We start from the raw sequence: 13,218 nt of genomic DNA, 5'->3' as shown, positions 1-13,218 counted from the left end.
CGGCAGAACGTCCGGCATCCGCTGCCAGGGCCGGGGCCGGGTCGGCAAGCTGCCAGAACCAGGGGGTCGAGTAGGAACCATGCAGAGAGTGCAGTTTGGTGTCACATGATTTGACACCCGCTGAGCCACTTCCCACCTTGCCGCAGTAAATACCGGATTTACTGCGGCGGAGCCTCTACCGTGATCATCGCGACCTGCGGTGGGGGTTTCCGGCCGCCGGGGTGAGGTGTACGCATTTACTGCGGCAGAGATGCGGGAGGGGTGGTGAGCGGGTGTCGGTCGAACTGGCGAGCGTCGAAGAGGGCGGGGGCGTGCTGCCGTCGCCGCGCGCCCGGGTGGTGCCCCTGTCCGCCCCTCCGGCCACGTACACCGCGGCGGTCGAGCAGTACCTCACCGGAGCGGGCATCGCGAAGTCCTCCGCACGGATCTACCGGATCTCGCTGACGACATGGGGATGGATGGTCGCCGGGCAGCCTGCGCCGACCGGCCGGGCCCGCCGCGGCGCGAAGCCGCCCGCCGCCCCGGTCTCGGTCATCGACGACCCCGCGCTGCCGCAGGTGCTCGCGGAGCTGGCCGCCGCGCGGGCGGACGAGATGGACGCCGACACCGTCAACCGTGAACTGTCCATCGCGCGCAAGGCGATCGGCTGGTGGCAGCGACAGGGCTGGGTCGTCGGCGATCCGACGATCGGTATCGAGCGGCGCCCGGCCCCGCCGGACCGCACCAGGGCCCTGGCCGAGAACCAGATCGCAGCCCTGTGGCGGCTGGACGCGTCGCTGCGGGAGAAGACCTTCTGGAAGATGCTCTACGAATCAGCGGCCCGAGCCGACGAGGTGTTGTGCCTGAACGTGGAGGACCTGTACCCCCAGGACAAGCGCGGCAGGATCACCGCCAAGGGCGGGGCGACGGAGTGGATCCACTGGCAGTCCGGCACCGCCCAGCTCCTGCCCCGCCTGATCTCCGGCCGCACACGCGGGCCGCTGTTCCTCACCGGCCGCAAGGCCCCGGCCGGGACCGCGACGCTGGACGTGTGCGAGGAGACCAGCCGGGCCCGTCTCTCGTACCGCCGGGCGGAGGAGATCTTCGAGCAGTCCACCCGGCTGCTGGCCAACCCGCTCGCCGCACCCGAGGACATCGATGACCTTGAGGGGTGGACACTGCACCGGCTGAGACATAGCGCGTTGACACACGACGCCGAAGGCGGTACGTCCACGCCAATGCTGTTGGCCCGCTCCCGGCACGCTTCCGTGCGCTCCCTCGAACGCTACGCTCGCCCCGGAGTCGACGCGGTCGCCCGGCACGTCGCCGAGCGTGACCCCGCAGCCCGCCGCAACGCACCCCGCTGACCGCGAACCCGGTACGGAGGATGGACCGCATGGATTTCCGACCGGTTGAGCGCGTCTCAGGAGCGTTTCAGCAGTCGCTGTCTGCCGAGGAGATCGAAGCGGGGGATGCCGGTGTGGCTCACGGTGCCGGTGCGGGCCGGGGGTGCCGGTGCGGTTCGTGGTGCCGGTTCAGCACTGCACGGTGAGCCGGGCCCGGTCGAAGCGCCGGGCCGCGAGGTCCTCCGGGCGGATCAGCCAGTAGAGGGCGCGGTCGTCGCCGTACGACGTCTCTGTGTCCGCGTCGCTGTCGAACTGGGCGAGCAGCAGCCAGCGTTGGGCCTCCTCGTCGTGGAACCGGTCGCCCCAGGAGTGGGTGTCGCCCAGCTCCGGGTACGTCACCTCGTACTCCACCGGGCCCTGGATGGGCAGGGCGTGGCCGCCGAACTGGTGCCCGATGTGTCCGCGGAGGCGATTGAAGGCGCGGAGGAAGGGCCTGAGCTCGGCGGGGGCCCTGCGAGGGTCGGGCCAGTCGCCGGCGTCGCCGGTGTCGCCAAGCAAGGCGGCCCGGACCGGGGGCAGTCCCAGGTCGGGCGCGCTCTGCTCGGGCTCCGCGACGAGTCCCACGCGCGGCTGGGCGCGCAGTTGGGGCGGCGTCGGGGCGGGGGAAACGGGTGTGTCGTGCGGGATGTGCAGCACTCGCTGCCCCGTCTGGCTTTCGGGCGCGTAGGGCGAGACGAAGGCGTCGCTGTCGGCATGGCTGTCGAAAGCGAAGAAGAGCAGCGTGCCGTCCCGGGGGAACGGTTCCACCAGCGCCTCGCGGGGCAGCGCCGCGCAGTCCACGGAGGCGACGAAGGACAGGGGTCCGTGCGGCGGCCACTCCGGCCATGCGACGTCGGCCGGAAGGTCCGGGACCCCGCCGAGGACCGCCACGGCCCCCTCGCCGTCCGCGGCCCGGCGGAGGCGGGCGGAGGGTCTGAGCAGGGCCGTCCAGCGCGAGGCGAGTGCCTCGGGCAGATGGTCGGCTGCGAGGCGGGAGTACCGGTCTTCGATCATCGGAGGAGCGTACCTCCGGCTGCTCGGGATCGGAGCAATCGCGGCGACGTCCGGGTGGGACACGCCCGGCGACCTGCGCCTCGCGACGGAAGGCCGCTTCCCGCACGGATCCCCCTGCCGTGGACACCTCGACCACGCCATCCCGCGCACTCAGCACGCCACCGCACGGTCCCTTCTCGACCTGCGCCAGGCCCGCGTGCCGGCAGTCCTCGACGAAAGCGGCCGGTGCCGCCGCGCGTTGACCGCCGCGGAGATGGCGCTGGAAGCCCCGTCGTACGACCCGCCGCCCGCCTGGTGCTCCTGGATGTCGTACGCCGACGTTGCCGCGGATGGCGGGCGCTGCCTCGCCGATCTCGGCCAGCGACGGGAGGCTCACCAGCTCATGGACGAGGGCATCGCCCTGCTGCCCGGTACCCGCTCCAAGACAAGGGCCGTGTTCCTGACCTACCAGGCCGAGACATACCTCTGCGACGGCGAACCGGAAATCGTCGCCCAGACCGTCACACGGTCTCTGGACCCGGCCAGCCGGATCAACGCGCCTCGGTGCGTGACGATGGTCCGCGACCTGGAGCCGCAGCTGTCGCCCTACGCGCACACCGCAGGCGTCGGCGAACCCCTCGAACGTCTCCGGGCCGTCGGCTGAAACCGGACCGCGCCCGACAGCCCGAACGGGCAGGCCCCGCCACCGCATCCGCTGATCATGTGACTTAAGGTGAGCGCCGTCACAGCACCAGGGGAAGCATGGGGAGGGGCGGGACGGGTGGCGTTCCTGACCGACGAACAGCGCCGCAACTACGGCACGTTCACGCAGGTGCCGGACGACGGGCAGCTGGCCGGATATTTCCTGCTGGACCGCGACGCACGGCGGCGGGCGATGGCCTGCCGGGGTGCGAGGTCGCAGCTCGGCTATGGCGTCCAGCTGGGCACCGTTCGGTTCCTGGGCACCTTCCTGGACAACCCCGAGGACGCGCCCGCCGAGGTAGTCGAATACGTTGCCGAGCAGCTCGGCCACCCCGCGCCGGTACTCACCGGGTACGGCGCCGAGCGGACTCGCTGGGACCATCAAGGTGCCATCAAGGACGCCTACGGCTACCGCGATCTGAAGGGCGACGCGTGGTGGAAGCTGGCCCGCTGGCTGTGGGACCGCTGCTGGTCGGGCAACGAGCGCCCCATCGCCCTGTTCGACCTCGCAACCCTTCACCTGGCCGAGAACAAGGTCCTGCTGCCCGGCGCGACCGTCCTCGAACGCATGGTCACCTCCGTCCGCGAGCACACCAACCACAAGACCTGGCGCACCCTGGCCGCCGAACCCGATGCCGTCCAGCGCGCCGCGCTGATCGCGCTGCTGCCGGTCGAGGACAGCCGCCGCACCTCCAGGCTGGACCGGCTGCGACGCTCCCCGCGCGACATCACCGGCCCCGGCGCGGGCAAGGCCATCGACCGGTACATCGAGCTCAACAAACTCGGCGCGAGCGGCTGGGACCTGTCCGCCATCCCCGCCGGCCGCCTGCACGCGCTATCCCGCTACGCCTCCTCGGTGCGAGCCCGCGCGGTCGCCGACCTCGCCGAGCCGCGCCGGACGGCCACCCTGGTGGCGTTCGCCGCGGCGATGCGCACCCGCTCCGCGGACGAGGCGATCGAGGTCTTCGACATGCTGATGTCCGACCTGGCCCGCACCTCCGCGAACCTAGCCGCCAAGCAGCGTATGCGCACCATGGGCGACCTGGACTCCGCCGCCCTGATGCTGCGCGAGGCATGGATCACTCTCAGCCACACCGCCGCCGACCCCGAGGGCGACGTCCGATCCGGCTTCGACCTGCTCGACATCACCGCCATGCACCAGGCCGCCCGGACCGTCGGTGAACTGGCCCGGCCCGAGGCGGAGACCATCGCCGCCGAACTGACCGCCCGCTACCGCACCATCAACCAGCCCCTGCGGCGCCTGGCCAAACACCTCGGCCTGGAGGGACTCGAAGAGGCCGGTCCCCTGATGGCGGCGCTTGCCTTCCTGCCCAAGCTGGAGCGGACCCTGGCCAAGAGCCGCCAGAGCGAACTGTTCCCTTCCGTCCCCGTGGGGCACCTCGGCCCCACCTGGCAGACGAAGGTGTTCCCCACCGAGGGCGAACTGGCCGGCGGCGTCGACAAGCACGCCTGGATCGTCGGCACCGCCGAAGCCCTGCGCGGCGCCCTGCGCCGCCACGACGTGTTCGTACCCGGCCTGGACAAGTGGGGCGACCCCCGCAAAGCCCTGCTCACCGGCGCAGCCTGGGAGAACGCCCGCACCCGGGTGTGTCGCAGCCTCGGCCTGTCCGAGAAACCCGGCACCGACCTGGCCCGCTGGTGCCGCGAACTCGACGACGACTACCGGCGCCTGGCCGCCGGACTCGACGACAACCCCCACGTGCGCATCGAGCAGCGCACCGAGAGCGGCAAACTGCGCGACCACCTCGTCCTCACCGGCCTCGACAAGCTCACCGAACCGGCCAGCCTCAAAGACCTCCGCGAAGCCGTCGACGCCCGCATCCCCACCGTCGACCTCCCCGAACTCCTCCTCGAAGTCCACACCTGGACCGGATTCCTCAACCATTTCCACCACGTCTCCGAGGCCAGCAGCCGCGCCGAACACCTCGTCGTATCGCTGGCAGCCGTGCTCGTGGCCGAGGCATGCAACATCGGGATACAAGCGATGGTCTCCGAGGAGGAACCCGGCCGCTCCCGCGACCAGCTGTTCTGGGTCGAGCAGAACTACCTGCGCGCCGAAACCCTCCGCCTCGCCAACGCCATCCTCGTCGACCACCAGGCCACCTTGCCCATCGTCGGGCACTGGGGCGGCGGCGAACTCGCCTCCGCCGACGGCCTGCGCTTCGCCACCCCGCTGCGCGTCCTCAACTCCGGCCCCAACCCGAAGTACTTCGCCGCCCGCGGCATCACGCTCTACAACTACCTCTCCGACCAGTACAGCGGCTTCAACCACATCGTCATCCCCGGCACCCGCCGCGACAGCCTCTACCTGCTCGACGGCATCCTCGACCAGCCCACCTCACTGAACCCCACCGAGATCGCCACCGACACCGCAGGCGCCTCCGAAATGATCTTCGGCCTGTTCCGGCTCCTCGGATACCAGTTCTCCCCACGCCTCGCGGACGCCGGACACACCCTGCTCTACCGCACCGACCCCGCGGCCGACTACGGCCCCCTCGACCCGCTCACCACCGGCCGTATCCGGCTGCGCAGCATCACCGACCACTGGGACGACCTGCTGCGCCTGGCGGGCTCGCTGCGCGAGGGCACCGTCCGCGCCTCCCAGATCCTGCCCGTCCTCGCCGGTCAGGGCCGCCCCAGCCCGCTCGGCCGCGCGGTCATGCAGATCGGCCGCTTGGACCGCTCCGCCTTCCTCGCCCGCTACTACCACAGCGAACTCTTCCGCCGGAAGATCAACACCCAGCTCAACCGGCAGGAGTCCCGTCACGAACTCGCCCGCCGCATCTTCTACGGACAGAAGGGCGAACTCCGGCAAAAGTACAAGGAAGGACAAGAAGATCAACTATCGGCACTGGGACTCGTCCTGAACGCCTGCGTTCTATGGAACTCGGTATATATCCAGGAGGCCGTCAACCAGCTCCGCGCCGAGGGCCACCACGTCTCCGACGCCGACCTTGCCCGCCTCTCTCCGCTCGGCCACGACCACATCCGCATGATCGGCCGCTATCACTTCCGGCTCTCGCCCGAACTCGCCGCCGGCAAGCTCCGCCCGCTCCGCACGACGCGGGAGACGGTTGTCAGCTGACCGGCGGGCCTCCGGCCTGCCGCTCGGCGAGCAGTCGCCGCACCTGCTCGTGCGAGACCCCGCAGAACACCCCGATCCGCCGCAGCCCCCACCCCTCATCAGCGGCGGACGCCATCGCCTCCACCCGGGCCTCGTCCAACGCGCCCACCAGCGCGCTCCGCAGCTCCTCCAGCAACCGCATCCGCAACGCTGGCGCCACCCCGTCCAACTCCCGGCAGAACCGCTCCACATCAGAACGCAGGAACCCCACCCGCGGGTCACTCACCTCATCCACGCGCCACAGCGAACAACCAGTTCAACCCGGGTGTCAAATCATGTGACACCAAACTGCACTCTCTGCATGGTTCCTACTCGACCCCCAACCAGTGGTCCTGGCCCGGGACTTCGGCAGGCAGCCGGAGCGGTTGTCCTCGCAGCTCGTCGGTCAGGCGTCCTGGCCGTGAGCGAGATTCCCCCGTCGGTGGTGTCGCCGACGCCGGTGCGGCGGTTGTGGCGGCGTCGGTCCGCTCACCGCGGCTCAGATCCTGGTCGGCTGGTCCCAACAGAGACGATTTCGTTTCGAGCGGTCTTCGCCTCCTTCGCCGGCGTGCCACCTGTTCCAGCATCGTCCGGACTGACGAACAGACATGGGCTCGACCGCAGCGGAGAGCGGCAGCCCAACCTGGCCCTGCACATCATCACCTTGATCCGCATGCGGCTCGACCCTGCGGCGAAGGCGTACGTTGCTCGGAGGATCACTGAGGGAAAGACCGCCCGCGACGCGCAGCGAAGCCTCAAGCGCGTTGTCTGCCGCCAACTCTTCAAGACCCTCGAACGGCTCGACCGTCCCACGCCCAGGGGCATCGTGGATTTCGTTCAAGCGGCTTGACACGACACAGAAGCCTCGGAGTGGCAGTCGTGGCCGGCCGCCCCTACCCGGACGGGCGGCCCGAGGTCCAGATCAACTGGACGAGCTCGGCCCGATTGCTCACGTCGGTCTTCGCGAAAACCCGCTTGAGGTGCTGCTTGACCGTGTTCTCGCTGATGAACGCCCGCGCCGCGATCTGTTTGGTGGTCAGGCCCTCGCTGACCAGTTGCGCGATCTCCTGCTCGCGCCGCGTCAGCACCTCCCAGATGGGCAGTCGCTGAGAGACGGTCTCCTCCGCGCATGGGAACACGACCGTGACTGCGGTGTCGTCGCGCTCGGACGGCCGGTAGGTCTTCACGATCGCCTTGCGACCGCCGTCGTGGACGCTGCGGGTGAAGACGCGCCTGCCGTCGTCCCGGAGCGCCGCGAGTCCCTCGCCGATGCAGGTCACGATGGCCCCAGGACGCGGCACGCCGTCCGGAACGACCTCGAAGTCCCAGTCCCGCCGGGCGATCCGGTTCTGGAACAGCAACTGTCCGTCGAGGTCGGTGACCACCACCGCCTGCGCCATCCGGTCCAGCGCGTGCTCCAGCGCCGCCGCCCTGCGCACCGTCGCCTCGTAGCGGAGCGCACGCTCAGTGGCGAGTCCCAGCTCCTCGCCGACGATCCGCGCGGAGGCGAGGTCCTGCTCGCCGAACACGGCGAACGAACCTGGTCGGCGCGCGAAGCTGATCGTTCCGTACATCACGCCGGACACGATCAACGGCGCCTCCATCGAGTGGGCGAGTCCTTCCGTCCGGAGCGCCTGCCGCGCGCCGCAGCGGTCCCAGGCTTCGGGGACGGCCACCCGCGAGGAGTCGATCGGACTCCGCCGCTCGGTGACGAACCTGAGCACCGGGTCGTCGGGCCGACCGTATTCCTCGTATTCGTCGAGCATCTCACCGCCGACGGTGGCGTACACGTCGACGACCGTTCCTGCGGCGGAGTCGAGTATGTAGAGGCCGAGGCCGTCCGCCTGGATGACACGGCCGACCGTATCGAGGTAGGCCGATGCCACCTCGTCCAAGGTGAGGGCTGACTGCAGCGCGTGTGAGAAGCGCCGACGTTCACGATCCACATTCCTGTCCGACATCGGGGCGTCCTCAGCTCCTTGCGTCGGTGCGGGCCATCGCCAACAGGCCCGGCCCCGTACGGCTCGGGCCAGGTCACACTGACAGCATCTAGATGCAATTACAAGTATTAACCTGACATCTCATCGAAGACATCGGAATATGAGAGCTGGCAATGCTTGCAAATGCATGTGTTCGGAGTTAGGTTCGCGTCATGTCGAGCGAGCAGAAATCATCCACACTTGGCGCGGATGCGGCGATCGTGGCGCTTCCACCGCTGGAGGATCTCGGATCCGACGCCGGATGGCGCGGTGTTCCGGCGGAAGCGGCGCACAGTCATCTCTTCTTCTGGATCACCCAGGTCGCTGGACGCCGGGATCGCCTCCTGACCCAGGAGTTCCGGCCCTACGGAGTGCGCGTCGCGGAGTGGCGGGTGCTGCTGTCGATCGCGATGCGGCCGGGGATCTCGTTGAAGGAGGTCGCCGAGCACGCCATGATCGACCAGACGACACTCACCCGGATCGTGGAGAGCATGGTCCGGGCAGGACGGATCGTTCGTGGTTCCGATCCGTCCGACATGCGCGTGACACGGCTCGATCTGACCGAGGTCGGCGGCGAACTGTTCGAGACGCTCTGGCCGATCGCCGACCGCATCAACCAGTCCCTCTGCGCCGGCCTGCCCGACGGGGCTGCGCAGCTGATGTGTCACGGCCTGCGCGAGGTCTGGCGGGGCGTGGAGCGCATGGCGCCACGGGGAAGTCGGTGACGGTGACAGCGGAGCTCGAGCACTGCGACATCGTCTTTTGGGGCGCGACGGTCGTCGACGGTACGGGCGCGCCGCGCTACACCGCGGACGTAGCGGTCGACGATGACCGGATCGCCGCGATCGGTGATCTCGGAGCGGTCACGGCGGACGAGGACCTCGCCGCGGCGGGCCGGGTCCTGGCGCCCGGCTTCATCGACACGCACGCGCACGACGACCAGGCGCTGCTCGCGGAGCCCGACATGGCGGTGGTGTCGCAGGGCGTCACCACCGCCATCATCGGCAACTGCGGCATCGGCTTAGGGCGTGCTTCGAAAGTCCCGCCTGCCAGGCGGCGTCCGGCACGCACGCTCGCCGCATTGTCGGGATCGCCCCGATACGGCCGGTATCGGGGCGACCCTCCGCCTTGCGATCACACGCACCGGACGCCGCCCGGCCCGCCCTGCGGGCGGACGACGCTACTTTCGAAACACGCCCTGGCCCCGCTCCCCATCGGCTCGTCGCCGCCCCCGCCGTTCACGCTGCTCGGGGGCCCGGAGGTCTTCTCGTATCCGACGATGGAGTCCTACCTGCGCGAGCTGACCGAACGTGCACCCGCCGTCGACGTGGGCTGCCTCGTCGGGCACTCCACTCTGCGCCTTGGCGCGATGGACGATCTGACGCGTCCGGCCGCGCCCCGGGAGGCGGCGGAGATGCGGGAACGAATGCGCGAGGCGATGACCGCCGGAGCGATCGGGCTGTCCAGCGGCGTGTGGTACCCGCCCGCCGCGGCCGCCACGCTCGACGAGATCGTCGATCTCGCGGGCGTCGCAGCGGAGTTCGGGGGCGTCGCCGTGAGCCATGTCCGGGACGAGGGCGACGATGTGATCGCCGCGCTCGACGAGGCGTTCGGAGTCGGCGCGCGGGCCGGGGTGCCGCTGGTGATCTCCCATCACAAGGTCGTGGGCCGACGCAACTTCGGCCGCACCGCCGAGACGATCGCCCTGATCGACCAGATGTGCACCACGCAGGCGATCAGTTTCGACGTGTATCCCTACACGGCCGCGTCGAGCTGGCTGAGGCCCGACTACCTGCACCTGTGCAAGAACGTGACGGTGACCTGGTCGAAGCCGTATCCACGGACGCGGGGCCGGGATGTCGCGGACCTCGCGGGGGAGTGGGGATGCGCCGAGGAAGAGGCGGCGCGCAGGCTCCAGCCCGGTGGCGCGGTCTACTTCAACATGGATGAGCGGGATGTTCGCCGTGTGCTGTCCCACCCCCGCGCCATGATCGGCTCGGATGGGATCCCCGGCGACACCCATCCGCATCCCCGCCTCTGGGGCACCTTCCCGCGAGTCCTGGGGCGCTACTGCCGGGAGCTCGGCCTGTTCTCGCTTGAGGAGGCCGTCCGCCGCATGACCGCACTCCCTGCGGTGACGTACGGATTCGCCGGACGCGGAACCATCAGGCCGGGGGCCTACGCGGACCTGGTGCTGTTCGATCCGGACGAAATCGTCGGCACGGCGACGTACCAGGAACCGACGCGAGCGGCGATCGGCATTGATCTGGTTCTGGTCAACGGGACACCCGTGTGGCGTTCGGGCGGTACCTGCAAGGCACGCCCTGGGCGTGTTCTCGAACGGTCGGCCGAAGCCGCCGTGACACATCGAGGAGAGACAGCATGAGCAGGCAGTTCACCGAGCTGGACATGAGCTTCAGTCGGATTCCGTACGACTGGGACAGCAGGAAGGAACTGCTGGAGATTCCCTTCCCGATCGAGGAATACCACGAGCGCGTCGCCAAAGTGCGCGCGGAGATGGCCGCCGAGGAAATCGACGTGCTGGTCATCCACGGTGCTCCCGGATGGCTGAACGGTGATGTGCGCTGGATATCCAACTTCATCTCGGCGATCGGGAACACCATCGTGGTGCTCCCGAGCGACGGCCCGTTGATGCTGGCGACCGACTCGATCCTGCATTCGGCACCGATGCACTCCTTCGTCCACCACACCTGGATCCGTGATGTGCGGCCCGGTGACCTGCCGGGCACGGTGCAGAATCCGCAGGACATCGGGCGGCACGTCCGGGACTTCCTCACCGAACGACAGCTGAACGGCGCACGCGTCGGCCTGGTGGGCGGGCGGTTCATGCCCGCGACGATCGTGGACGCGATCCGCGACGGGCTGCCCGGCGCCGAGACCGTCAACGCGCAGCTCGCGTTCTGGCGGGCCAAGCAGATCAAGAGCCCCCGGGAGATCGCGATCATCGAGCACGCGGGCCGCGCCACCGCGGCGGGCCTGGAGGCGGCGATGGAGCTGGCCAGGCCGGGGACGACCGAACTGGAGATGTCCGCGGCGGCGCATCAGGCGATGGCGAGGACAGCGGACTGGATCGGGCACTGCATGATCGCCGCCGGTCCCCGGTCAGGTCTCAAACACCTTTACCCCACGTCCCGCAAGGTCGCGGACGGTGACCTGGTCTTCATGGACATGGGCGTTCATTACCAGGGATATTTCACCGATACCGCGCGGACGCTGTGCGCCGGGACGGTGGGCCGCAGACAGCGCGAGGTCCTGCAGTGCGGGCTCGACATGTTCGAAGCGGTCCTCGCCGCGGCGGGGCCCGGTGTGCGCGTGGCCGACCTGCAGGACATCGCCCAGGGGATCGCGGAGGACGCGGGCTACGGCGAGCACTACTGGCCGACCGGGTTCGGGCACGGCATCGGGACCAACATCGCAGAACTCCCCAGCCTGCACTGGCGCAGCGACACGGTGCTGCGTCCCGGGCACGTGTTTGCGCTCGAACCGATGATCGTGATCCATGGCTTCGGCTGCGGTGTGATGGAGGACCAGGTCCTCATCACCGAGACCGGCGCGCGCTCCCTGACGCCCGCGAGGAAGGACTTGTGGTGATCGATGCATCGGCGACGTCCCCGGCGTTCGACGCCTCGCGGAACCCGCGCAGGTCGCCCAATGCCGGCCTCATCGGTGTGCCCGGCGGGGCACGCCGGCTGGCCACGCCCGCGCTGATCATTGACCTCCCGGTCCTGCGCGCAAACCTCATCGACATGAGCCGGCGATGCGCGGAGGCCGGGATCGCCTTGCGGCCGCACGGCAAAACACACAAGTCGGTCGGGCTGGCACGCGAGCAGATCGCGGCGGGCGCGGTCGGGATCTGCGCGACCACGGGTCGCGAAGCCATCGTGTTCGCCCGGGCGCGGATCCCGGGGCTGCTGGTGACGACGCCGATCGTTCAGCCCGCGCACATCGAAGCGCTCGCGGCGCTGCACCGCGACGGCGCGGACGTCACGCTCGTCTTCGACTCGGCGGAGAACCTGAATCAGTGGGAAGCCGCCCTGGGGGCGGCGAGCGGCCGATGCCCGCCCTTGTCGACCTCGACATCGGGATGGGACGTACCGGCGCGGCCACACCCGAGGACGCGGTGGCGATCGCTGCCCGGCTGGACCGCTCGGCGCGATTCGCCTACGCGGGCCTGCAGGCCTATTCGGGCCGAGTGCAGCACATCATCGCCTACCACGAACGCGCCGTCACCTACGGCCGTCAGCTCGACCAGCTGGAGGAAACGCTCACCTCACTCGCCGAGAACGGCCTGCCTCCTGCCACCGTCAGCGGTGGCGGCACGGGAACCTTCGCCATCGACGTCTAGCGCAAGCTCTACACGGAGAGCCAGGCCGGGTCCTACTGCCTGATGGACGTCGGCTACGACCTGGTGGAGCTGTTTCCCGGCGTCGCCAACCCGTATCGGTTCGCGCTCCACCTGCGTACCGCAGTCGTCAGCGCGAACCAGCCGGGCCATGTGACAATCAACGCGGGCTTCAAGAGCCTGGCGACCGATGGCCCGCCGGCCCGGGTCCGGCAAGGACACTGGCCGTGCACGACCTACGCGTTCTTCGGTGACGAGTTCGGGATGATCGCCACCCCGGACGGAGCGGCCAGGCCCGGTGTCGGCGACATCGTCGACGTGCAGATATCGCACTGTGACCCGACCATCAACCTCCACGACTTCTACCACGTGGTGGACGACGACACCGTCGTCGACATCTGGCCCATCGACGCCCGCGGCACGCTGTGAGCCGACGTGACCGGCCGGCCCCGGCCGAGACCGGCCGGTCACGTGCCGGCACCGGAGCGACTCAGGTCCGGGCGGCCTGCAGGAACGTGCCCTCGCCGCTTCGGTGGGACGTTGGTGCCGCGGCGACCACGAGATCGAGGGCGTCGACGGCGTCGGGGGAGACCGTGGGGGAGGACGGGACCGAGTAGTAGCGCGGGCGCATGAGGGAGAGCGCTTCGAGGAGCAGGCGCGGCGAAGGTGGGCAGGCGTGTGCCGCTCCAGCAG

At 69.6% G+C, this 13,218-nt stretch carries 13 protein-coding genes; 9 read left to right on the top strand and 4 right to left on the bottom strand.

Annotated elements, in window-relative coordinates:
* Positions 1-272: 272 nt before the first annotated feature.
* Positions 273-1,346 carry a tyrosine-type recombinase/integrase gene (locus ACIQCZ_RS38225; RefSeq protein WP_402290093.1) on the top strand — a complete coding sequence of 358 codons (1,074 nt, stop codon included), beginning with the start codon at positions 273-275 and terminating at the stop codon, positions 1,344-1,346.
* Between the two features lie 168 nt (positions 1,347-1,514).
* Here the strand turns inward: ACIQCZ_RS38225 and ACIQCZ_RS38220 are convergent, their stop codons facing one another.
* The gene (locus tag ACIQCZ_RS38220; RefSeq protein ID WP_402290091.1) at positions 1,515-2,378 is read right to left on the bottom strand and encodes a YwqG family protein; all 864 of its coding nucleotides are present in this window, start codon (positions 2,376-2,378) and stop codon (positions 1,515-1,517) included.
* Positions 2,379-2,616: 238 nt separating this feature from the next.
* On the opposite strand from ACIQCZ_RS38220, the gene ACIQCZ_RS38215 reads away from it, so the two are divergent.
* Both ACIQCZ_RS38215 and ACIQCZ_RS38210 read left to right on the top strand, forming a co-directional pair.
* The gene (locus ACIQCZ_RS38215) at positions 2,617-3,021 is read left to right on the top strand and encodes a hypothetical protein (RefSeq protein WP_402290088.1); all 405 of its coding nucleotides are present in this window, start codon (positions 2,617-2,619) and stop codon (positions 3,019-3,021) included.
* Between the two features lie 117 nt (positions 3,022-3,138).
* A complete protein-coding gene (locus ACIQCZ_RS38210; protein ID WP_402290086.1) occupies positions 3,139-6,165 on the top strand; it encodes a Tn3 family transposase in 3,027 nt (1,008 codons plus the stop codon).
* On the opposite strand, the gene ACIQCZ_RS38205 is transcribed toward ACIQCZ_RS38210, so the two are convergent.
* The gene (locus ACIQCZ_RS38205; protein WP_402290083.1) at positions 6,158-6,439 is read right to left on the bottom strand and encodes a hypothetical protein; all 282 of its coding nucleotides are present in this window, start codon (positions 6,437-6,439) and stop codon (positions 6,158-6,160) included. The two genes, ACIQCZ_RS38210 and ACIQCZ_RS38205, sit on opposite strands and share 8 nt — an antisense overlap.
* A 165-nt stretch (positions 6,440-6,604) precedes the next feature.
* Here ACIQCZ_RS38205 and ACIQCZ_RS38200 point away from each other — a divergent pair, with 165 nt between their 5' ends.
* Positions 6,605-7,033: a transposase gene (locus tag ACIQCZ_RS38200; RefSeq protein ID WP_402290080.1), complete on the top strand. Its 429-nt coding sequence runs from the start codon at positions 6,605-6,607 to the stop codon at positions 7,031-7,033.
* Between the two features lie 43 nt (positions 7,034-7,076).
* On the opposite strand, the gene ACIQCZ_RS38195 is transcribed toward ACIQCZ_RS38200, so the two are convergent.
* Positions 7,077-8,144, bottom strand: coding sequence for a LuxR C-terminal-related transcriptional regulator (locus ACIQCZ_RS38195; protein WP_402290078.1), 1,068 nt, complete (start codon positions 8,142-8,144; stop codon positions 7,077-7,079).
* Between the two features lie 191 nt (positions 8,145-8,335).
* On the opposite strand from ACIQCZ_RS38195, the gene ACIQCZ_RS38190 reads away from it, so the two are divergent.
* The 5 genes from ACIQCZ_RS38190 to ACIQCZ_RS38170 all read left to right on the top strand — a co-directional run bounded on the left by ACIQCZ_RS38190 (position 8,336) and on the right by ACIQCZ_RS38170 (position 12,954).
* A complete protein-coding gene (locus ACIQCZ_RS38190; RefSeq protein WP_402290076.1) occupies positions 8,336-8,887 on the top strand; it encodes a MarR family winged helix-turn-helix transcriptional regulator in 552 nt (183 codons plus the stop codon).
* Positions 8,888-8,889: 2 nt separating this feature from the next.
* Entirely contained in the window at positions 8,890-10,548 is a 1,659-nt protein-coding gene (locus ACIQCZ_RS38185) for an amidohydrolase family protein (RefSeq protein WP_402290073.1), read from the top strand.
* Complete coding sequence (locus tag ACIQCZ_RS38180; RefSeq protein WP_402290071.1) at positions 10,545-11,774, top strand: M24 family metallopeptidase; 1,230 nt, start codon at positions 10,545-10,547, stop codon at positions 11,772-11,774. The genes ACIQCZ_RS38185 and ACIQCZ_RS38180 overlap by 4 nt, the downstream gene beginning before the upstream one ends.
* 463 nt (positions 11,775-12,237) lie before the next feature.
* Positions 12,238-12,528 carry an alanine racemase gene (locus ACIQCZ_RS38175; protein ID WP_402290070.1) on the top strand — a complete coding sequence of 97 codons (291 nt, stop codon included), beginning with the start codon at positions 12,238-12,240 and terminating at the stop codon, positions 12,526-12,528.
* A gap of 42 nt (positions 12,529-12,570) precedes the next feature.
* Positions 12,571-12,954, top strand: coding sequence for a hypothetical protein (locus ACIQCZ_RS38170; RefSeq protein WP_402290068.1), 384 nt, complete (start codon positions 12,571-12,573; stop codon positions 12,952-12,954).
* A gap of 61 nt (positions 12,955-13,015) precedes the next feature.
* Here ACIQCZ_RS38170 and ACIQCZ_RS38165 read toward each other — a convergent pair whose 3' ends face one another.
* Entirely contained in the window at positions 13,016-13,156 is a 141-nt protein-coding gene (locus ACIQCZ_RS38165) for a hypothetical protein (RefSeq protein ID WP_402290066.1), read from the bottom strand.
* Between the last annotated feature and the right edge of the window lie 62 nt (positions 13,157-13,218).

It is taken from the genome of Streptomyces sp. NPDC093149, from assembly GCF_044754145.1.
In the GTDB taxonomy this organism is placed as follows: domain Bacteria; phylum Actinomycetota; class Actinomycetes; order Streptomycetales; family Streptomycetaceae; genus Streptomyces.
Note: the sequence above shows the minus strand (reverse complement) of the source record. Positions and strands in the feature narration are given on the sequence as shown.